The 20,450-nt window shown below is 70.4% G+C and carries 20 protein-coding genes and 1 riboswitch; of the genes, 10 read left to right on the top strand and 10 right to left on the bottom strand.

Going from position 1 to position 20,450, the window contains the following annotated elements:
* Window positions 1-280: 280 nt before the first annotated feature.
* Entirely contained in the window at window positions 281-1,051 is a 771-nt protein-coding gene (locus FXF68_RS23230; protein ID WP_148762618.1) for a hypothetical protein, read from the top strand.
* Window positions 1,052-1,248: 197 nt separating this feature from the next.
* On the opposite strand, the gene larC is transcribed toward FXF68_RS23230, so the two are convergent.
* The 5 genes from larC to FXF68_RS23205 form a co-directional block, all read right to left on the bottom strand.
* Entirely contained in the window at window positions 1,249-2,007 is a 759-nt protein-coding gene (gene larC, locus FXF68_RS23225) for a nickel pincer cofactor biosynthesis protein LarC (RefSeq protein ID WP_148762616.1), read from the bottom strand.
* Window positions 2,004-2,558 (bottom strand): nickel pincer cofactor biosynthesis protein LarB, encoded by a 555-nt coding sequence (larB, locus tag FXF68_RS23220; RefSeq protein WP_222870045.1) that lies wholly within the window; start codon window positions 2,556-2,558, stop codon window positions 2,004-2,006. The genes larC and larB overlap by 4 nt, the downstream gene beginning before the upstream one ends.
* A gap of 50 nt (window positions 2,559-2,608) precedes the next feature.
* Window positions 2,609-3,472, bottom strand: a complete 864-nt coding sequence (locus FXF68_RS23215) for an AIR carboxylase family protein (RefSeq protein ID WP_148762612.1) — start codon at window positions 3,470-3,472, stop codon at window positions 2,609-2,611.
* A 143-nt stretch (window positions 3,473-3,615) separates the two neighbouring features.
* Complete coding sequence (gene larE / locus FXF68_RS23210) at window positions 3,616-4,569, bottom strand: ATP-dependent sacrificial sulfur transferase LarE (protein WP_148762610.1); 954 nt, start codon at window positions 4,567-4,569, stop codon at window positions 3,616-3,618.
* Between the two features lie 189 nt (window positions 4,570-4,758).
* Window positions 4,759-5,358: a superoxide dismutase gene (locus tag FXF68_RS23205; protein WP_148762608.1), complete on the bottom strand. Its 600-nt coding sequence runs from the start codon at window positions 5,356-5,358 to the stop codon at window positions 4,759-4,761.
* Window positions 5,359-5,491: 133 nt separating this feature from the next.
* Between FXF68_RS23205 and FXF68_RS23200 the strand changes: the two genes are divergently transcribed.
* Window positions 5,492-6,127 carry a hypothetical protein gene (locus tag FXF68_RS23200; RefSeq protein ID WP_148762606.1) on the top strand — a complete coding sequence of 212 codons (636 nt, stop codon included), beginning with the start codon at window positions 5,492-5,494 and terminating at the stop codon, window positions 6,125-6,127.
* 55 nt (window positions 6,128-6,182) lie between these two features.
* On the opposite strand, the gene FXF68_RS23195 is transcribed toward FXF68_RS23200, so the two are convergent.
* Window positions 6,183-6,674, bottom strand: coding sequence for a GNAT family N-acetyltransferase (locus FXF68_RS23195; protein WP_148762604.1), 492 nt, complete (start codon window positions 6,672-6,674; stop codon window positions 6,183-6,185).
* 184 nt (window positions 6,675-6,858) lie between these two features.
* Here FXF68_RS23195 and FXF68_RS42500 point away from each other — a divergent pair, with 184 nt between their 5' ends.
* The 4 genes from FXF68_RS42500 to FXF68_RS23180 all read left to right on the top strand — a co-directional run bounded on the left by FXF68_RS42500 (window position 6,859) and on the right by FXF68_RS23180 (window position 11,669).
* On the top strand, window positions 6,859-7,017 hold the full coding sequence (locus FXF68_RS42500; RefSeq protein ID WP_187438063.1) for a hypothetical protein: 159 nt from the start codon (window positions 6,859-6,861) through the stop codon (window positions 7,015-7,017).
* A 213-nt stretch (window positions 7,018-7,230) separates the two neighbouring features.
* Window positions 7,231-7,572 (top strand): hypothetical protein, encoded by a 342-nt coding sequence (locus tag FXF68_RS23190; RefSeq protein ID WP_148762602.1) that lies wholly within the window; start codon window positions 7,231-7,233, stop codon window positions 7,570-7,572.
* 672 nt (window positions 7,573-8,244) lie between these two features.
* Window positions 8,245-10,329: a vWA domain-containing protein gene (locus FXF68_RS23185; protein WP_148762600.1), complete on the top strand. Its 2,085-nt coding sequence runs from the start codon at window positions 8,245-8,247 to the stop codon at window positions 10,327-10,329.
* On the top strand, window positions 10,326-11,669 hold the full coding sequence (locus tag FXF68_RS23180) for an extracellular solute-binding protein (protein ID WP_148762598.1): 1,344 nt from the start codon (window positions 10,326-10,328) through the stop codon (window positions 11,667-11,669). Before FXF68_RS23185 ends, FXF68_RS23180 begins: the two co-directional genes overlap by 4 nt.
* A gap of 167 nt (window positions 11,670-11,836) precedes the next feature.
* On the opposite strand, the gene FXF68_RS42495 is transcribed toward FXF68_RS23180, so the two are convergent.
* From FXF68_RS42495 to FXF68_RS23165, 4 genes are all read right to left on the bottom strand, one after another.
* The gene (locus FXF68_RS42495) at window positions 11,837-11,986 is read right to left on the bottom strand and encodes a hypothetical protein (protein WP_187438062.1); all 150 of its coding nucleotides are present in this window, start codon (window positions 11,984-11,986) and stop codon (window positions 11,837-11,839) included.
* Between the two features lie 94 nt (window positions 11,987-12,080).
* On the bottom strand, window positions 12,081-13,274 hold the full coding sequence (locus tag FXF68_RS23175) for an MFS transporter (RefSeq protein WP_246178901.1): 1,194 nt from the start codon (window positions 13,272-13,274) through the stop codon (window positions 12,081-12,083).
* Between the two features lie 129 nt (window positions 13,275-13,403).
* Window positions 13,404-14,432: a ribonucleotide-diphosphate reductase subunit beta gene (locus FXF68_RS23170; protein WP_246178900.1), complete on the bottom strand. Its 1,029-nt coding sequence runs from the start codon at window positions 14,430-14,432 to the stop codon at window positions 13,404-13,406.
* Window positions 14,429-16,720, bottom strand: a complete 2,292-nt coding sequence (locus FXF68_RS23165) for a ribonucleoside-diphosphate reductase subunit alpha (protein WP_148762596.1) — start codon at window positions 16,718-16,720, stop codon at window positions 14,429-14,431. The genes FXF68_RS23170 and FXF68_RS23165 overlap by 4 nt, the downstream gene beginning before the upstream one ends.
* Before the next feature lie 170 nt (window positions 16,721-16,890).
* Window positions 16,891-17,122, bottom strand: a riboswitch (cobalamin riboswitch).
* A 108-nt stretch (window positions 17,123-17,230) separates the two neighbouring features.
* On the opposite strand from FXF68_RS23165, the gene FXF68_RS23160 reads away from it, so the two are divergent.
* The 4 genes from FXF68_RS23160 (at window position 17,231) to FXF68_RS23145 (ending at window position 20,394) form a co-directional block, all read left to right on the top strand.
* The gene (locus tag FXF68_RS23160) at window positions 17,231-17,911 is read left to right on the top strand and encodes a hypothetical protein (RefSeq protein ID WP_148762594.1); all 681 of its coding nucleotides are present in this window, start codon (window positions 17,231-17,233) and stop codon (window positions 17,909-17,911) included.
* A gap of 85 nt (window positions 17,912-17,996) precedes the next feature.
* The gene (locus FXF68_RS23155; protein ID WP_148762592.1) at window positions 17,997-18,734 is read left to right on the top strand and encodes a YcnI family copper-binding membrane protein; all 738 of its coding nucleotides are present in this window, start codon (window positions 17,997-17,999) and stop codon (window positions 18,732-18,734) included.
* Window positions 18,731-19,522: a copper resistance CopC family protein gene (locus FXF68_RS43130; RefSeq protein ID WP_222870044.1), complete on the top strand. Its 792-nt coding sequence runs from the start codon at window positions 18,731-18,733 to the stop codon at window positions 19,520-19,522. The genes FXF68_RS23155 and FXF68_RS43130 overlap by 4 nt, the downstream gene beginning before the upstream one ends.
* Window positions 19,523-19,632: 110 nt before the next feature.
* The gene (locus tag FXF68_RS23145; protein ID WP_148762590.1) at window positions 19,633-20,394 is read left to right on the top strand and encodes a group II truncated hemoglobin; all 762 of its coding nucleotides are present in this window, start codon (window positions 19,633-19,635) and stop codon (window positions 20,392-20,394) included.
* The last annotated feature ends 56 nt before the right edge of the window (window positions 20,395-20,450 follow it).

Here is a 20,450-nt window from a genome sequence, read left to right as displayed (position 1 = left end):
CCATCTAGCCCCGGCCGCGACCTCGGCGCCATCCGTTAAGCCCTCGACTCCCGCCGATCCCGCTCGCGCTGCCCTGGCTGCGCTGATCGCCTTGAGCGGCCGTGTCGGTTTGACAGGGCGGTTTCTTCGGCGTGTGGACAGCATCGGCGGGCCGCCGTGCTGGCTGTATCGATCTTGTCGGGACCTACCTTGGCCCGTCCCGGCCAGGGCGGGAAAAGACCGGTGTCGCAGACGTACGGTAACTACCAGGTGACCGAAGGTGGAGTGCGGGGAGCCGGGCATGCAGGCCAGGCACAGGGGGATTGTGGGAGCTGCAGCCGTGGTGCTGCTTGGCCTGGTCCTGCATCGGGCGTTCTTGTCGCCGCGAGCCCACCCACCTGCGGCCGCGCTCGTCGCTCCCATCGAGCGAGCCGTTCCCGGAGCGCGGCCCATCGAGCTGATCGAGCGCATCGAGGGGTCGTTCAAGGACATCTATCTAACGCAAATCAGCATCATTCAGGGCGTCGCGTTCGGCTTCCTCGCCCGAAGCGCCCTCACCGGCACCAGACCAACGGCCGGACAATGGATTGCCTACGGAACCGCCTTCATGGTGATCACCATTGTCTGGCAGGAGTACATGGTCGGCTCGACCGCGTTCACGTGGGTGCCGACCCTGTTGGACTCCGTCACCCCGTACGTGCTCGGAATTCTGGAATTTCTGATCATCATCCGAGCACGGGAGAGCACCGGATCGTTCCTGCTCATTCTGATGATCACCTGGTGGAGCGGATGGGTTTCCTACGGCAACTACTGGTACCACGCACGCCGTGGTGGCGAGCTGAACCGTGCTTCCTATGCGCTGCTGGGCCGGTACGTCAGGTTCGGTTTGGGGTGTCACCTGGTCGGCGCTCCGGCCGCTGTCCTCCTGTGGGTCCTCCACCACTACTCCGGCAAGGAATGGGACCTGGTGTTCTTGACCGCCGCGTTCGCGACCCTCGCCCCTCTCTTCCTGCATTCGATCTTCAACTGGAGCCTGGTGCTGTACCGGCTCCAACGCGCAGTGAAGCAATGAGCCTGCCTGCTTGAGCTCCACCATCACGCCAATAGGTCGACACGCCGCCCCGAGTTCAGCATCCCGAGCCGTCAGACCTCAGCATTAAAGGGGTCGACCCTTGGGTTGGGGCCACCAACCCCTTCGGAAATCTAGAACCCACGGTCAACGATGTCTAAGCCCGGTCGTGGGCGGCTGGTCTCGGTCCTGGACGGTGGTCAGGTGGTTTCGCCGAGGACGACCTGGGTCACGTTCGGGAATTCGCCGAAGACCTTCGTGCCGGCGCCGAAGCCGTTGCCGGTGACGGTCATCGACGGCATCGCCCCGAAGCGCGCGGCGAGGGTGACGAGCAGCGCGGCGCCGGTCGGGGTGGCCATCTCGGCTTCGACGTCGTGTCCCTGGATGGGCGCGCGGGCGCGGGCGACCAGTTCGACGACGGCGGGCCCCGGGTTGGGGATCAGGCCGTGGCGGCAGCGGATGAAGCCGCGTCCGACGGGGATCGGCGCGGCCCGCACCTCGTCCACGCCGAGGGTTTCGAGGGCGGCGCAGGTCCCGACGATGTCGACGATGGCGTCGTGTCCGCCGACCTCGTGGAAGTGGACGTCGTCCGGGGACGTCCCGTGCACCGCGCCCTCGGCCTCGGCCAGCGTCCGGAAAACGGCGAGCGCGCGGTCGCGGACCCGGCCGGGCAGCGGCGCGGACCCGATGAGGTCCGCGATGACGGAGTGGTTCCGTGCGACGGCGTCGTCCTCGACCCCCACGATCGCGCGGGTGGCGGCGATGCCGCGCCGCGACACCCGCTCGGTGTCGAGGGACCAGCCGGGAACGTCCAAACCCTTCAACATGGCGCGCACCTCGCCGAGGTCGGCGCCCGCGTCGAGCAGCGCGCCGAGTGCCATGTCGCCCGCGATCCCGGCGAAACAGTGGAAATAGGCGATCTTCCTGGGCTGGACGATCTGCTTGTGCTGAGCGGTCATGTGAGCATCCTCCGGGCTAGTACCGCGGCTCCGAGGCCGTCGTCGATGCCGGTCACGGCGAGGCCCGGCGCGCCGGACGCGAGCAGCGCCGCGAGCGCGGCGAGGCCGCCGTCCGAACTGCCGTAGCCGACGCTGGTCGGCACCGCGATCACCGGACGGGACGTGAGCCGCGCCGTCACCGACGGCAGCGCGCCGTCCATGCCCGCCGCGACGATGAGGACCCGCGCCTGGTCGAGCCGCTCCCGGACGGCGAGCAGCCGGTGCAGCCCAGCCACGCCGACGTCCGCGGTCAGCGTCACCGACAGCCCGAACGCCGCCGCCGCTTGGAGCGCCTCCTCCGCGACGGGCAGGTCGGCCGTCCCCGCCGAGACCACGGCGACCGGGAACGGCACGGGCGGACGCGGCCGCGTCAACACCACGAGCCCGGACCGCTCATGGAACACGGCGTCGGGCGCGGCCTCCCGCGCCGCCTCGAACTGCCCCACCGAAGCCCGCCGCAGAAACGCGACCTCGGCATCCCGCGCAAGCAGTTCCTTGACCCGGTCACGCACCTGATCGGGCCCCAGCCCACCCGCCTCACCAACAGCAACAATGACCCGACTCATACCGCCCCCGCATCAACAACGGACACCACGTCACCCCCGGCCGCAGCGTCAGCGGCGGTTGCGTTGGGCGCAGCGTTCGCGGCGGGCGCGTCGTTGGCGGCGTTGGCCGCGAGCGCGGCGTTTGCCGCGAGCGCGGCGGGTGCCGCGAGCGCGGCGGGTGCCGCGTTTGTTGCGGTTGTTGTGGGCGGGTTGGTGGTGGCGTTCGGGGCGTTGATCATGTGGGCGGAGTAGCCGGCGCCGTAGCCGTTGTCGATGTTGACGGCGACCACGCCCGGCGAGCAGGAGTTCAGTGCGGACAGCAGGGCCGCGCGGCCCGGCAGGGCGCCGCCCGCCGATGTCGGGAGCGCGATGACCATGCGGTCCACCAGGCCGGACACGAGGGTGGGGAGGGCGCCGCCGGTGCCGTCCGCGACGACGAAGACGGCGGGCGCGTCCTGCTCGCCGAGGCCGAGTCCGAGCCAGCCGGGCAGGGCGGCGGGGTCGTGGACGGGCGCGTCGTAGCGGCGCACGACCCGGCTGCCCATCGCCTCCGCGACGAGGGCGGCCTCCTCTGCGGCGGGCTCGTCCTCGGGACGCCCGCACACGACGTCCACCCGTCCGGTACCCGACCGGGCCGCCGGGGCGAGAACGGCCAGGCGGGCGCGCTCGTGCACGACCGTCCCGGGGAACGCGGCGCGCAGCGCGCCGAGCGTCTCGTCGGACGCCCGCGTCGCGAGGACGTTCTCCGCACCCGACCCGACGAGACTCCGCGCGATCGCGACGACCTCCGCGACGGTCTTCCCCTCGCAGTAGACGGCCTCGGGATGCCCCCTCCGCCGTCCCCGTCCGATATCAACCCGCGCGAACCCCAGCTCCTCCACCGCATCGGACGCAACCCCAGAGCGCGCGCCCGGCATCGTCGCAGAGGTTGAGGCCGGCGTCGCCGGCGGGGTTGCGGCGAGTTTGGTCGGGGTGGGTGGGGCGGGGTTGGTGGGAGTGAGCGGGGCGGGGTTGGTGGGGTCGGTCATGGGGTGGCCGTTCGGAGGCGGGGGAGGCCGAGGACGGCGTTGTGGCTGCCCTGGCGGTAAGGCTCCAGGTCCAGGGTGACGTAGCGGAAACCGGCGTCCTTCAGGAGGGCGACGATCTCGGTCGCGTGGGTCGCGGCGCGGGGGATGTCGGCGGCCTCCACCTCGATGCGGGCGAGGTCGCCGCCCTGGTCGCGGACGCGGAACCGGCCTCCGAAACCGGCGCGGCGGAGGGCATCCTCGGCGTCCTCGACGCGGCGCAGCGCCTCCCGGGTGACCGGCACCCCGTACGCGAGGCGGGACGACAGGCACGCCGACGCGGGCTTGTCGGACGTCGGCAGCCCCAGTTCGTGGGCGGCGCCGCGGACGTCGGCCTTGCTGAGCCCGGCGTCCACCATGGGGAACTTCGCGCCCATCCGGCGGGCGGCGGCCTGCCCCGGGCGGTGGTCGCCGAGGTCGTCGGTGTTGACGCCGAGCAGGACGGGCCAGTCCCCCGCCTCCGCCGCGACCGCCGACAGCACCGAGACCAGCTCCTCCTTGCAGAACCGGCAGCGGTCGCCGCGGTTCACCGTGTAGCGCTCGTCGTCCAGCTCCTGGGTCTGGACGACGCGGTGCCGCAGCCCGAGCCGTTCGGCCTGCGCGCGGGCATCGGCCAGTTCGGACCGCGCGAGGGACGGGGAGTCGGCCGTCACCGCGAGGGCCCGGTCGCCGAGCTCCTGGTGGGCCAGGTAGGCGAGCAGGGAGCTGTCCACGCCGCCCGAGTAGGCGACGACGGCCCCCGGCAGCGCGGCGAGCGCCGCTCGCAACGCCGCCACCTTGGACTGCGCCGACCCATTGGACTGCGCCAATCCCCCGGACAGGGCCGCGTCCTGCGGTGCGTTCGCGTCCTGCCGTGCTCTCGCATCGTGCAGGGCCTTCGCGTCCGGTGGTGGCGACACGGTGGCGTGAGCCATGCGTTCCTCCTTCGGCGTCGTCCTCCGGCTGGTGAGGCTAGACGCGGGGAGGGGCGCGGCGAATCCGTCATCCGACGGGTGACTTGGGCGCGGGTACGGCACGACGCCCTCCAGGCCGCAAGGAAAGGGTTCTGAGCACGATCCCGGCCTGGAGGGCGCCGTGGTCAATCGGCCGCCCTTGTCGGACGGTCAGCTTCGGGCGGAGTCGAAGCGGGTCTTGACGTCCGTCCAGTTGACGAGGGACCAGAGCTTCTCGACATAGTCCGGACGGACGTTGCGGTACTGCAAGTAGTAGGCGTGCTCCCAAGCGTCGAAGACGAGCAGTGGGGTGGTGTTCATGCCGACGTTGCCGTGGTGGTCGTAGACCTGTTCCACGACAAGGCGCTTACCCAAGGGCTCCCAGGCCAGCACTCCCCAGCCCGACCCCTGCACGGTGGACGTCGCCGTCGTGAGCTGCTTGCGGAAGGCGTCGAACGACCCGAAATGCTCATCGATCGCTGCGGACAACTCGCCGTCGGGGCGGTCCCCGCCGTCCGGCGAGAGGTTGTCCCAGAAGATCGAGTGCAGGACGTGCCCGGACAGGTTGAACGCGAACGTCTTCTCCAGGCCGACCAACCCGCCGTACTGCTCCTTGTCGCGCGCCTCGGCCAGCCGCTCCAGCGTGTCGTTCGCGCCCTTGACGTAGGCGGCGTGGTGCTTGGAGTGGTGCAGCTCAAGGATCTCCCCCGTGATGGCGGGCTCCAGGGCGGCGTAGTCGTACGGCAGGTCGGGAAGCGTGTAGTCAGCCATGCCGCCACTATTGCAAATGAGTTGCAGGTGCGTCCAGTAGGCAGGAGGCGTGGCGGACGGTGGGGGTAGGTCTACCGCGAAACGCTCCTCACGCCCACCGACCGGACGGCCGGGACGCACCACCATCAATGGCATGAACGACATCGTCGCCCGGCGTTTCACCGCGATCGCGGGAATCGCCTTCTCCGCCGCCCTGATCGTCGAGGTCCCGCTCTATTTCGTCTACTCGGACGAGCCGCCGCAGTCCAATGTGCTGACCCGCCTGCTGTTCGGAATCCTCGGCCTCGGGTTCCTGCTCGTGTTCGTCTCCGGTCTCCGGGACCTCATCAAGAAGGTGAATCCGGAGTGCGAATGGATCGCCAATCTTCTTTCGACCGCCGGACTGGCCTACGTGGCCGTCACGCTCGTGTCCAGCGGGCTTGAGGCGGGGGCCGTCATCGCGTCCGACAAGCCGATCGACCCGACCATCACGGTCACCGGCACCTACATCCTCTACGGCACGATCGGACGCATGCTGCTCGCGATGTTCCTCGGCGCGACCGCGTACGCGATCGCGCGCACGCGGCTTCTCCCGTCCTGGACGTCCAAGGGGTCCTACGTGCTCGCGGGCATCAATCTCGCGTTCATTCCGTCACTGTTCTTCGGCAACACGCCCGCGCATTTCTACGCCGCCAACGGCTGGGGGACCACGGCCATGATGGGCGCGATCCTCAGCTATTGGCTGCTGGCGGTGAGCATCGCGCTGCTCCGGAGCGCCCGGACGCGGTGAACCATCCGTCTGCAGAGGTCCGAGCCGCGTTGGCGCGGCTCGGACCAGGGCTTTCTCAGGACTGGAACCGAATCCAGACGTCGGGTGGGAGGTCGTCGCGGCCGGGCACGGGGCGCTTTTCCTCCGTCCAGGCGGTCCCGGAGACGTCGGCGGCGAGTCGGCGCCAGAAACGGGCGGCGGGCGCGTTGTCGTCCTGGAACGCGATCTCCCAGGAGCCGGGATGCCGGGCGAGCACCTCGCGGGCGGCGCTCAACCCGACCCCGGCCCGCCGCGCCCCGCGCACGATGAAGAATTCGCTCAGCACGCGGACGCTGCCGTTCAGCCCGCGAACCAGCGCCATTCCGACCGGGCTTTCCCCGCTCGTCACGAGATAGGGCGCCCAGTCGGGATCGCGGAAGGACGCGCGGAGCCTGTCGTCGCGAAACCCGCCGCTGGAGTCGGGCAGCACGGAACGGAACTCGGACAGGTCATGCCGGAACATCAACCAAAGCCGCTCCAGGACGGAACGGTCGGCCACATTCGCGCGGCGCACGGAAATCTCAGGCATGGCGGTTCTCCTCGCGCATTCAGAGTGGGGTGCGAGAACGCAAAAAGCCTCCCGCACAGACACGGAAGGCTCCTTGTTGACACCATTCTACCAAGCCGCTTGAGCCGCGCAGCCGCCAGACCTCCGGGGCGACGCCGATATCGCGCGGGACCGGTCCCCGCGCAGCCGCGATATGGATTCCGTCATGGTGACGACGTGGACGCAAGGGCGCCTCGACAAGTCGACCTCATTGCTCCTGGATCGCGAGTACCTATCCGCTCTGCGGGAACTGCTCGTGATCCTCGACGTCTACCCGGACCAGCCGGAGGGCCTGCGGCTGACGGCGAGCGCGAGTCGGGGGTGATCGCCGACCCGCTCGGGGCGCGGTGCGCCGCTCGGGGCGCGGTGCGCGTCCTGCGACGTCACGCTGTGCCGGAACCATCTGCCCTGCGCGGACGGTCCGCTCGCGTGCGCCCGGTGCGGCGCCCCGCTGGACGCGGCACCCGCCCCGAACGGGCGGCGGCGTACCACCCAGACGCCGCGCCTGAACAAACGCCTGGTCCACGTGCTGGTCCTGGTGGAGTCGAGACGGCCGCCGGCACGCGAGTTCGTGACGCAACTCCTCACGCACGTCTCGCCCGACGTGTTCGAGGACCGTCCGCGCGTCGAAGCCTTCAACGAGCGCCGGTTCAAGGGCGACGGCCACGACCTCGGTCTCATGCTCGCCCTGACCGCCGACCCCGCATACCGGACGCCCGCCTACGACATCCACATCCACCCCGGCCAGGAGGCCGGACGCCGCGGGGCCCGCTGGGTGATCGCAAAGGTCTTCGACAACCACCCCAAGCACATCGACCCAGACGACCCCCGCACTTCGCCCAACACCCCTCACAAACCCCCTGAACACCACGACACCTAGCAACGCCCCAGCCCTCCGGAGAGAGTCTCCTGGAGTGTGTTCTAGTTCGTGAATCGGAGATTGAAGGAAAGGGGAAGGATTCGAGGCGCACGCCCTTTGCTTGCATTCAGAATCCATCATCTCGGCCGCGTGCAGGGTGCGCCTAAGTGCGTTCCACGACAAAGGCGGACGAAAAGTACGAGCGGTTCGCCGTCCAGTGAAATGGCGAGGGCCGGGGCTTCGCACGGCGCCGACCCCCTCGCTCCTCCTTGGGCCGCGCGGCAGGTGGCGAATATGGACGGTCTACGGCCCCGCTCCCGCCGAGCGGTCGTGATCACTGCGTGCCGGGGCTGCGAGGCGGCCGGTTGCGGTCCGCGGTGGGACGGAGACTGGTGAATCGGCGCTTTCACTTATGCGGTTGAGCGAATCCCTGGCGTCACGGGTTAGAGCGCGTGAATATCGGAACCACCGGCGGTGATGGACGGTGACCGGGTCGGTCGGTTGCATTGCCAGATAGTGCGAACGTCCTGCACAATCGGCTCCCACAGATGCGCGAAGGGGTGCGGCCTCCGACGTTCGCGAGCTGTACCGCACGACTCTTTTGTGCCGAGGTAACGGGCGGCACGCCGCCGATTGGGGAGCACGCCGATCGGGGAATCCGCGCAGCGCCGCATCCGCGTGATGGGAGTGGGCATGGCCGTGGACGCTCCGGGAGGCCCCGACGGCGGCAAAGCGCGCCGGGAGCGGCTGTTCGGCTGGCTCGGATGGGTCGGCGGGACGGGCGGCATCGCCGCGGCCCTCGGAGCCGACCTTTCCTTCCGGAACCGGCTGCTTCTCTTCATCGGCGTTCTGGTCGCCGTCCCGCTCGTCATGACGCTCGGCCTCACCTTGCGCGACCGCGTGCCGAAGCGCGATCTCCCGAGGGCGTTCCTCAGGCGATTAGGTCGTATCTGCGGGCTGCTGCTGCACCAGTCGGCCCGCGCGATTCCGGCGATCCTGGCCACGGTGCTCGTCTGGACGGCGGTGCACTGGTCCTTCGTCACGAGCGGGGCCTCCGAGAAATCCTGCGAACCCGCCGACGTGCGGGTCACCGTCTCGCCGGAAAGCCTGACCGCGTTGAAGGCGGCGGCGCATCGGTACGTGGAGGACAAGTCCGGGGGCGGGTGCCGCAAGGCCACGATCACGATGACGGCCAATTCCTCGATCTCCGATCTGCGCGAGGGATTCGCCAACGGCTGGCTGGAACCGGGCGTGGAGGGGGACACGTCCGAGCGGGTGCCGATGCTCGGCCCGCGTCCCGACCTTTGGATCCCGCAGACGACGCTCGCCGCGAAGGACGTCATCGCTCACCTGGACGAGGCGCAGAGCGACGGACAGGGCGACGGGCAGAGCGACGGGCAGGGCGACGGGCTCCGTGGAAAGGCGCTGCTCGACTTGGACGAGAAGAAGACCGCCGGAACTTCTCCCATGGTCGTGGCCTCTCTCAGTGACGCTTATCGGGGCAGCGGTTCGACGGGTCCGGAGGGGCTTCAGTCCGTCCTCAACCGGCTTCGCCAGCAGGGCGTCCTGGATCCGCTCGCGCGGGCTCTGCCCGACACCTCCGAATCCGCGTTGGCGGCCACGCCCGCCCTTTATCAGGCGTTGGCGTCCGGCGACGGGGCGGCGGAACGGTTCCTCAACAAGGACCGCCTGGTCCCCGGCGACGCGACCGCGCTGCTGTGCCGGTTCCGGGAGCAGTCGAGCGCGCCGCCGGGCGGGATCGCCGTGGTCGTGCCCGAGAACACGCTGGCCGACTACGCGCGGAACAAGGAACTGGGAACGGCCTGCCCGCCTCTCGCGAACGCGGCCGCGGCGAAGCGGCTCGTCCCGTATTACACCGAGGAGTTGCCCGTCTTGGACCATCCCATCGTCCAGGTGCGCTGGCCGGGCGAGGACAGCGAGAAACGGCGGGCGGCGATCAGCGAATTCCGTGACTGGCTCGCGTCGCATCCGCCGACCGGGGAGGGCTTCCGCGACGCGAAAGGGTCGGCGCCGACCGGGCCCAAGACGGCGCTCGGGGTGTTGCGGGATCCCACGCGAAACAACGCGGTGCCGCCGAGAATGCCGCCTCACGAGGGGCTGAAAGGCGCCAAGGGGTGCGTCGAATCGTTGAAAGCAGCTCGTGCCTGTTATGAGGCGGCCCGTCCCAACGCCGTCCTGACATTGGCGTTCGACGTCTCGGGTTCGATGGGACAGACGGCGAAGCCCGCGCTTCCCCGCGCGCAGGACATCGCGCAGCGCATCGTCGCCGCCGCCCGCCCGCGCGACCAGCTCAGATGGGCGACGTTCTCCAGCCCGGCGCCCGTGGCGTTCGAACGGCCCGTGACCATCGCCACCGGCCCGAAGCAGCAGGAGCAGAAGAACGCTCTGCAGGCGGGCATCCGGAAGATCACACTCCGCGGCGGGGACCGGGCGCTCGCCGACACCGTCGACGCGATGCGGGGCACGCTGCGACCCGGCGTCCAACATCTGGTGGTGCTGACGGACGGGCAGACGGCGCGCACCAACGCGGGCGCGCGACTCTCCCCGGGCAGGCTCGCGGAGCGGCTCCGCGGCGACAAGGCACAGTCCGACCTGCGGGTCCTCATCGTCTCCGTGGGGCCGGACGGATGCTCGGCGGGACCCGCCAAGGCGATCGGCGACGCGGTCGGCGAGCCGTGCATCGACGGTTCGGCGGGCACGGCGGCCGACGCGGCAGGCAAGATCATCTCCAGTGTCATCGAGAGCACGCCGTCATGACGATCAGCAGGCGCGCGCTCGCCGTCGCCGTCGCGTCCCTGGTGGCGGTCGCGCCGACCTGGCTCGTCATGGACCGGGTGGCGGGCGTGCGGTCCGCCGAGCCCGGCCTCGGCTGCGGCGAGCACGACGGCCTCGTCATCGGCGTGGACAGCGACGTCAGCCTCGGCTTCCAGCGGCGGGGCCTGCTGAAGCTCTGGAACCAGTGGCACGGCTCCAAGGTCACCCTGATGGAGGTCGGGCTGAAGGTCGACCAGCAGCGGAGCCAGCTCGCGGCCGCGGCGGAGGCGCGGAGCTGCCTCTACGACGTCCTCATCCTCGACACCCCGGGAACGGCGGAGTTCGCCGAGCGCGGCCACCTCGAACCGATCAAACCGATGTGGATGGAGGACCCGGACGACTTCTTCGATGCTCCCCGGGAGTCGGGCAAATGGCAGGGCAAGCAGTACGCGGTCCCCTGGACGACCGATGCGGGATTGCTCTACGTCAAGGGGAAAGGGAAGGCCGTTCCCGGCAGTTGGGAAGCGCTGGTGAACGCGGGCTATGAGACGCAGCTCGTCGATTACGAGGGCCTGACCGTCAATGCCCTGGACGCGGTTTGGAACAGGAACGAGCGGCAACGGCGTCCCCCGGTGCTGATGGGCACCGACACGAAGGTCACCGTCGACGACGCCCGGGAGAGCATCCTCCCCGGCCTGCGCGACCTCAAGGCCGGACTGGAGCACCAGCGGGCCCGGGCCGGCGCCGCGGGAATGGCGAAGGACCCCCGGACCTCGGACGAGCTGGACAGCATCGAGATGTTCGCGCAGGCACCGGACGGGACCGTCATGCGCAACTGGCCGTTCGTCTTCCGCTCCCTTTTCGCCGATCCCCGGGTCCGCGACAGGTTCGAGGTCAGGCGGCTCCCCGCGCCGGGCCTGAGCGTGCTCGGCGGGCAGAACCTCGCCATTTCCGCGTACTCGCGGCACAAGGAGGAGGCAGGGGAACTCGTCTATTTCCTCACCGGCAAGACCTCGGAGAACCGGCTCTTCGTGTGCGGCGGATATCCGCCCACGCGGAAGTCGGCCCTGAACGACAACCCGTGCCAGGAGCAGGGCGCCAAGCTCGAACCGGAGGAGCAACCCACGCCCGAGCGGCGGAACGCGTTCATCGTCGAGTTGAAGGCGGCGATGGAAAAGGCGCACCCCCGGCCGATCACGCCGCACTACAGCCAGTTCAGCGAGACCTTCCGCGGATGCGCCGACGCCGTTCTCGACAGCGGTCCGGACGCCCCCGAGCCCTCACCGGAAAAGCTCGCCGCGGCCCTCAACGCCAGCCTCCGCGGCGAACACGGCAGCTGCTGAACCCGTCCGGCCGTTGAACGTGGCAAACGCCGAACCCGGCGCGTGCCGAACTCGACCGCCGCCGGACGCGGCAGGCGCCAGACGCGGCAGGCGCCAGACGCGCCTGCCGCCGGGCTCGGCAAGTGCCGGGCTTGGCAGGTGCCGGGCTCGGCTGCCGCCGAGCTCGGTCAGTGGCGGCCGCCGCGATATCGGGACAGGAGGCGGCGGGCCTTGGCCTGGGTGCGCGGGTCCCGGGCGAGACGTTCCGCCCTGGCCCGCGCCTTCTGTCCTTGCGGGCTGCGCATGAATCGCTTGATCCGGTCGATGACGGAAGCCATTTCTTCCTCCTCGGCCTTGTCTTGACGGTTCAACGTCTGCCCACTGAGGAAAGTTCGGAACATCCCCCTCCGTGCCGTGCGGCTCACCGTGCGTTCAGGCCCTCCGCGCGCTGCGGACGGCGGCCAAGGTAAGGACGGTCAGGACGGCGGCGAACCACAGGACGGCCTTCGCGGACGCGCCGTTCACCACGAAACCGCCGAACAGCGCGCCGAGTGCGATGGCCAGGTTGAACACGACCGTGTTGAGCGCCGTCGCGGGTTCGGCGCGGTCGGGCGCGGCCTTGAAGATCCACATCTGGACGCCGACCGGGACGCTCCCGAAGGACAGGCCCCACAGGACCAGGAGGGCGGTCCCGGTGACGGCGGTCCCGCCGAGCAGCGGGAACAGCGCCAGGACGGTGGTGAGCAGCGCGGCGACCACGGCGACGGTGGCGCGGACGTCGCGTCCGGCGGCGGCTCCGGCGACGAACGTCCCGACGATCCCGGCGGCGCCGAACACGAGCAGCAGCGGGCCGATCAGGTCCTCGTCGACGCCGGAGATGTCCCGGAGGATGGGGCTGACGAACGTGTACGCCGCCATGTGCCCGCTGACCAGCAGGAACGTCGACAGCGTGGCGGCCCGGACGAACCGGTCGCCGAACAGCGAGAGCAGCGCGCCGAACCCGATGGAGCCGGTGGCGGGGATGCCGGGCAGCAGCACGAACAGCGCGGCGACGGCCAGCAGCCCCAGCCCGGCCAGGGTGACGAACGCGATGCGCCAGTCGGTGAGCCCGCCGATCAGCGTCCCGGCGGAGACGCCGAGGACGTTCGCGGCGGTCGCCCCGCCGAAGGCGATCGACGTGGCGCGCGGAACGCGGCTCTCCGGCACGAGCCGGACGGCGATCCCCGCCGCCAGCGCCCAGAACCCGCCGATGCTGACCCCGACCAGGAAGCGCGACGCCAGCAAAACCGGAAAGTTGGGCGCCAGGAACGACAGCGCGTTCGCCACCACCATCAGGCTGATCAGCGCGAGCAGGACGGTGCGGCGGTCCGCCCGTCCGATCACGACCGGGACCAGCAGCGCCCCCGCGGACGCCACCAGCCCCGGCACGGTGATCATCAGACCGGCGGTGCCCTCGGACACCCCGAGGTCGCCGCCGACGGACGTCAGCAGGCCCACGGGCAGTTGCTCGGCCGTGACGACGAGGAACGTCCCGACCGCGACCGCCACCACGGCCAGCCACCGCCTGAGCGGCACCTGGTCGGCGGCGGCGGACGCGGCGGACGCGGGTGATTCGATGCGGTTCACCGGACTCAGCTCCACGGATCATCATTGACAATCTCAACGTTAAGAGGTTCTGCTCACGCGAGCCTCACCGTCAAGTAGGTGAACGTTGAGATATCCCTCACGTCCGCAGGGCCAAGGCGGCGGCGAACGTCAGAACGCCTCGTCCAAGGTGACGGCGCCCTCCACACCGATCTGGTAGGCGGAGACACGGCGCTCGAAGAAGTTGGACAACTCCTGGACGTCCTGCAACTCCATGAACGCGAACGGGTTCGGCGTCCCGTACCGGACGGGCAGGCCGAGCCGCGCGAGCCGCTGGTCCGCGACGTATTCCAGGTAGCCGCGCATGTCGTCGGCGTTCATGCCCGGGAGCCCTCCGCCGTCGCCGCACAGGTCGCGCGCGAAGTCGAGTTCCGCCTGGACGGCCTCTTCGAGCATCGTCATCACCTCCTCGGTCATGGCGGCGTCGAACAGTTCGGGTTCCTCCGCCCGGACGGTGTCGACCACGGAGAAAGCGAACTCCATGTGCATCGACTCATCTCGAAAGACCCAGTTGGTTCCGGACGCGAGGCCGTTCAGCAACCCGCGCGACCGCAGCCAGTACACGTAGGCGAACGCGCCGTAGAAGAACAGCCCCTCGATGCACGCAGCGAAACAGATCAGGTTCAGCAGGAACGCGCGGCGGTCGGCGGCCGTGCGCAACTCGTCCAGGGAACCGAGTGAGTCGATCCAGCGGAAGCAGAACTCCGCCTTGGCCCGGATCGACGGGATGTGCTCGATGGCGGCGAACGCCTTGGCCCGCTCGTCCTGGTCGGGCAGATAGGTGTCGAGAAGGGTCAGATAGAACTGGACGTGAACGGCCTCCTCGAAAAGCTGCCGGGAGAGGTAGAGGCGCGCCTCGGGCGCGTTGACGTGCTTGTAGAGGTTCAGCACGAGGTTGTTCGCGACGATCGAGTCGCCCGTGGCGAAGAACGCGACGAGCCGGTTGACCAGATGCAGTTCGGCGGGCGTCAGCCGAGCGAGGTCGGCCAAGTCGGAGGCGAGGTCCACCTCCTCTACCGTCCACGTGTTGCGAATGGCGGCGCGGTAGCGCTCGTAGAAGTCGGGATAGCGCATGGGACGCAGCGTCAGGTCCATGCCGGGGTCGAGCAGCATGCCGTGCTTTCCGTTCCGTTCGCTCACTGGCACGCCTCGCAGGTCTCCGGGTTCTCTAGTGAGCACACGTCGGCGGCCGTCTGGAGGACGGTGGTCTGCGCGATCCGGGTCGCGGGGCGCGAGCGCAGGTAGTAGGTCGTCTTCAGGCCGCTGCGCCAGGCGTAGGCGTACATCGAGGAGAGCTTCCCGATCGTCGGCGTCTCCATGAAGAGGTTCAGCGACTGCGACTGGTCGACGTACGGGGTGCGCGCGGCGGCGAGGTCGATCAGCGCCTTCTGCGGCAGTTCCCAGGCCGTCCGGTACAGGGTGCGCATTTCCTCGGGAAGGCCGACCAGCCCCTGGACGGAGCCGTTCGCCTTCTTGATCGCCTCGCGGACGTCCGGCGTCCACAGCCCGAGCGATTTGAGGTCGTCCACCAGATAGGCGTTGATCTGCAGGAACTCGCCGGACAGCGTCTCCCGCTTGAACAGGTTGGACACCGGCGGCTCGATGCATTCGTAGCATCCCGCGATGGACGCGATCGTCGCGGTCGGCGCGATGGCGATCAGCAGCGAATTGCGCAGCCCGACCTCGGCGACCCGGGCGCGCAGCCGCTCCCATTCGCCGGGACGTTCCGGCGCCGCGTCCGGGAAATGGTCGAGATGGAGGAACCCGCGAGCGGTGCGCGTCTGCTCATAGGCGGGCAGCGGACCGTCCAATGCGGCCAGTTCGGTGGACGCGCCATAAGCGGCGAGCGCGATCTCCTCCGCGATGCGCGTCGACAGAGCCCGCGCCTCATCGGAGTCGAAGGGAAGGCGGAGCGTGAAGAAGACATCCGCGAGACCCATTACGCCGAGCCCGACCGGACGCCATTTGCGGTTCGCCGCCTCCGCCTCGGGCGTCGGGTAGAAGCCGCGGTCGATCGTCCGGTCCAGGAAACGGACGGCGGTGCGGACGGTCGCGCGCAGCCGCTCCCAATCGACCCCGGACGGCGTGACGTGCGCAGCGAGGTTCACCGACCCGAGGTTGCACACGGCCGCCTCGCTGTCGCCCGTCACCTCCAGGATCTCCGTGCACAGGTTCGACAGGTGGACGACCCCGCCCCCGGCGGTCTGGTTGCAGGCGCGGTTGGCGGCGTCCTTGAAGGTCATCCAGCCGTTGCCGGTCTCGGCGAGCGTCCGCATCATGCGCCCGTACAGCTTGCGGGCCGGGACCTGGCGGACGAACCGTCCCGCCCGCTCCGCCGCCCGGTACGCCTCGTCGAACTCCTCGCCCCACAGGTCGGTCAGCTCGGGGACCTCCTTCGGGTCGAACAGCGACCACGTCCCGTCGGACTCGACGCGGCGCATGAACTCGTCCGGGATCCAGTTGGCGAGGTTGAGGTTGTGGGCGCGGCGCGCGTCCTCGCCCGTGTTGTCGCGAAGCTCCAGGAACTCCTCGACGTCGGCGTGCCACGGCTCCAGGTAGACGCAGGCCGCGCCCTTGCGGCGACCGCCCTGGTTGACGGCGGCGACGGACGAGTCGAGCGTCCGCAGCCACGGGACGATCCCGTTCGAGTGCCCGTTCGTCCCGCGGATCAGCGAGCCGCGCGACCGGATCCGCGTCCACGAGATCCCGATGCCGCCCGCGTACTTGCTGAGCCGCGCGACCTGCCCGTACCGCTCGTAGATCGAATCCAGCTCGTCGCGCGGCGAGTCCAGCAGGAAGCAGGACGAGAGCTGCGGACGCCGCGCCGCCGCGTTGAACAGCGTCGGTGAGCTGGGCAGATACGACAGCGTACTGAGCAGCCCGTACAACTCGGCCGCCTCGGCGACCCCGTCCGCGCCGGTTCCGTCGGGGTAGGCGAGGCCGCACGCGACGCGCAGGAGGAAATGCTGCGGACGTTCCAGGACGAGCCGCGACCGCGGATGCCGAAGCAGATACCGGTCGTAGAGGGTGCGCAGCCCGAAGTACTCGAAACGCTCGTCGGCGGACTCGTCGATCAGGGCGTTCAGCGCCGCCGCGTTGGCCGCGACGAACGCGGCCGGGGCGTCGGCCAGCAGGCCCTCCCGGTGGGCGGCGGCCACGGACTCGGCGAACGTGCCGACCCCGGCGGCCGCGGCCTCGTCCCGGATCCGGTTGCCGAGCAGCCGCGCGGCGACCTTGGAGTATCCCGGTTCGGCGGGGACGAGCGCGCTCGCCTCGCCGATGGCGAGATCCCGCAGCGCGGCGGCGTCGAGCGCGTCGCCCGAGCGGGCGAGCAGCCGTCCCGCGTCCACCCCCGGTATGCCGTCGCAGGCCGCCTCGACCTCGGCGGCGATCTCCGCCGCCGGCGGCGCGGCCAGAGCCTGTGTCACGTGCGTCTCCCCTCGCGAGCCGCCTCGCGGAGGGCATGCGAACGGCACGCGGCGGCACGCCGCGCTCCGCCCCCGGCCCACCCGCGAGACCTGGACGTGTTCGGCCTGGGGGACGTCCCCCGGACCCTTGAAGAGGTCGGTCAGGCGAACCTCGCCATGGCGCGGCCGCCCGGCCTCCTCGCGCGCTGGCAGGTCTTCGGACTCGCGGGCACGGCGCCTCTCCGGAGACCCGGAGGAGGGCGCGTCCTACTGGCCGTCGCTTCCCGGGCCGTGCGGCCCAGTGCGTGATGACGGCGGTCGTTCCCACTCACCGCTGCGGGGCAGTCCCGGACTCTCACCGGGTTCCCTCTTGCGACGCCCCCGCCTGGGCGGCGGGGGCGAACCAGCACGGGACTGAACCCTACATCTAGTCGACGATCTTTGCGCAACCCCAATATGTTGGGCGTGTCGAGATTGTTCGCGGGGGTGGGGTACACAGCCCGGGGAGCGGGTGGGACGATGGTCAACGCCATGTCCCCGCGTCCCCCGCTCCCGGGCTTCCGAACCGCGCGCGCGGTGGTGTTCGCCACCGTGTGCGTCGTGCTGGCGACCAGCGGGCACGTCCTCGCCTCGGGTGCGCCCGTCCCCGTGTGGACGGCGGGCGTCGGATTCTGCGCGGTACTCGGCGTCACGCTGATGCTGGCCGGGCACGAGCGCTCCCTGCCGACGATCTTGGGTGGGCTCCTCGGCGGGCAGTTCGCGCTGCACACGCTGTTCACGGCCGCGACGACCGCGGGCTCGGTCCAGCGGAGCGCAGCCGTCATGCACGACCCCGTCACGCACGGTTCCGCCATGCACGGTTCCGCCGTGCACGGGGCGGGCGCGGAGGTCCTCACGCCGGTCGCGCACGGCTCCGGCGGGATCACGATGACGCTCGCGCACACGGTCGCCGCGCTGGTCGCCGCGTGGTGGCTGCGGCGCGGCGAGCGGACGGCGTGGGCGCTGGCACGGCGGGCCGCCGCGGCGGCGGACCGTCCGATCCGGCTGCTGCTCGCACTCCTCGCCCTCGCCGCCCGACCGGCGGGCGGACCGCCGCGCGCGGTGTTCGCCGTCCCGGCGGCGGACGCGGTCCCGGCGGTCGGACGTGTGCTGCGGCACCAGGTCGTCCGGCGGGGTCCCCCGCCGCGTTCGAGGGCGCTCGCCGTCCGCTAGGCGGACGAATCGAGCGCCGTACGTCACCGGACGCCGACCGATCGGCGTTTCCGGATTTTCCGTACGACTCGAACGGAGTTCCGTCATGGCTTTCCTTTCGCATGCCTCCCACCCGGCCGCCCGCCCGGTCGCCCGGCGGGTCGGCGCGGTCGCCGCGCTGTCCGCCGTGTCCGTGCTCGGCCTCGCATCGGCGGCGTCCGCGCACGTCACCGCCAATCCGAAGTCCGCCGAGAAGGGCTCGTACGCCAAGATCTCGTTCCGGGTGCCGAACGAGCGCGACAACGCCTCCACGACGAAGCTCGTGGTGAACCTGCCCGCCGACCATCCGCTGTCGTCGGTGTCGGTCCGTCCGCTGCCCGGCTGGACGGCGAAGGTCGAGAAGGCGAAGCTCGCGCAGCCGATCAAGACCGAGGGCGGCGAGCTGACCGAGACCGTCAGCAAGATCACCTGGACCGGCGGGAAGATCGAGGCCGGGCAGTTCCAGGAGTTCGACGTCTCGATGGGCCCGCTGCCCACCGACACCGACCAGCTCGTCTTCAAGACCGACCAGACGTACTCGAACGGCGAGGTCGTCAAGTGGGAGGAGAACCCGGTCGACGGGCCGAACGAGCCCGAGCATCCGGCGCCCGCGCTGAAACTCGTCCCCAAGCAGGAGGCGGGCGGCACCGCGCAGGCGGGGCTGACCGCGCAGGTGAAACCGCAGGCCACGGCCTCGTCCGACGACGGGACGGCCCGCCTGCTCGGCGGCGTCGGCATCGGCGTCGGCGCGCTCGGTCTCCTCGCCGCCGCCTTCGCCCTCACCCGCGCCCGGAGCAGGTCATGACCCGGGCCGCCACCAGCCCTGGGCGCGCGGCGCACGTCTTCAAGCAGGCGGGGCGGGTCTCTGAGCGCACGACGCAATTCACCGGGCCGGTGGCGCGTGCCTTCAAGCGGACGGGGCGGGACTCCGCGCGCACGACGCAGTTCACCGGGCCGGTGGCGCGTGCCTTCAAGCGGGCGGGGCGGGACTCCGCGCGCACGACGCGGTTCTCCAAGCCGGTTGGACGGGCGTCCAGGCGTGTCGGGGCGAGTGCCCTCGCGGTCGGGACGGTTCTCGCGTTGTCCGCGGTTCCGGCTTCGGCGCATACCGCGCTGACCGGGGCCACCCCGGCGAAGAACGCTTCGGTCGGGGCGCCGACGAAGGTCGTCCTGGAGTACTCCGAGACGGTCCGGTTGCCGAAGGTGATCCTTTCGGACGCGTCCGGCGGGCAGCACCAGTCGGGATCGGCGCGGGCCGTCGACAACAAGGTCACGCAGGCGGTCAACGGGACGTTGCCGAACGGCAAGTACACGGTCGCCTGGCGGGTCGTGTCGGCGGACGGGCACCCGGTCTCGGGCACCTACACGTTCACCGTGAAGGGATCGTCGGGGAGTGCCACCCAGCCCGCGCCGTCCCAGGCACAGCCCGCGCCGTCGCAGGCTGCACCGTCGCAGACCGCGGCGGTGTCGTCGTCCGACGACTCGGGCGGCGGCTCGTCCGGCTGGCTGTGGATCGGGCTGATCGCGGCGGTCGTCGCGGCGGCGGCCGGGGCGGTCGCGCTGTTCCGGCGCTCGTCGGCCGCCAAGGACTGATCGTCCGGATTGATCGTTGGGGATTGATCGGGGATTGATCGTCCCGCTTCCGGTCGGGTGATTACAGGATTACTGTGATTACCCGACCGGTCGCATTCATGGGGGCACGCATGATCGTCGAGTACATCCGCTACCGCATCGACCCGGCCGAGTCCGGGGCGTTCGAGCAGGCGTACGCGCGGGCCGCCGCCTCCCTCGCCGCCGCGCCCCAGTGCGTGGACTACGAGCTGTCCCGGTGCGTAGACGAGCCCGAGTGGTACGTCCTGCGCATCGGCTGGACGTCCACCGACGACCACATGAAGGGCTTCCGCGGCGGCGAGCACTTCCCCGCCTTCTTCGCGGAGATCAAGCCGTACGTGCAGCGGATCGAGGAGATGCGGCACTACGAGCGGACGCCGGTGCGGGGCGCGGGCGGGTCCGTCCCGACGATGTACGCCTGGGCGGGCGGGGGCGAGGCGCTGGCGCGGCTCACCGAGGTCTTCTACACGAACGTCCTGAAGGACGACCTGCTCAGGCCCCTGTTCGAGCACATGGCGCCGGACCATCCGAAGTGGGTCGCGATCTGGCTCGGCGAGGTGTTCGGCGGGCCCGGGCGCTACAGCGGGGAGCGCGGCGGCTACCACCACATGGTCCGGCAGCACCTCGGCAAGGCGATCACCGAGGCGCAGCGGCGCCGCTGGGTGTCGCTGCTCATGGACGCCGCGGACGAGGTCGGCCTCCCGGACGACCCCGAGTTCCGCGCCGCGTTCGCGTCCTACATCGAGTGGGGGACGCGCATCGCCCTCGCCAACTCCCAGCCCGACGCGAAACCGCCGCTGGAGGCGCCCATGCCGCACTGGAGCTGGGGAGTCGCCCCGCCCTACACCGGCTGACCTCCACGGTCGGACAGCCCTACACACACTGACGACCTCTACGGTCCGACGGACAC

It is taken from the genome of Actinomadura decatromicini (assembly GCF_008121305.1).
Taxonomy (GTDB): domain Bacteria; phylum Actinomycetota; class Actinomycetes; order Streptosporangiales; family Streptosporangiaceae; genus Spirillospora; species Spirillospora syzygii.
This window is presented reverse-complemented; position numbering and strand designations above follow the sequence as displayed.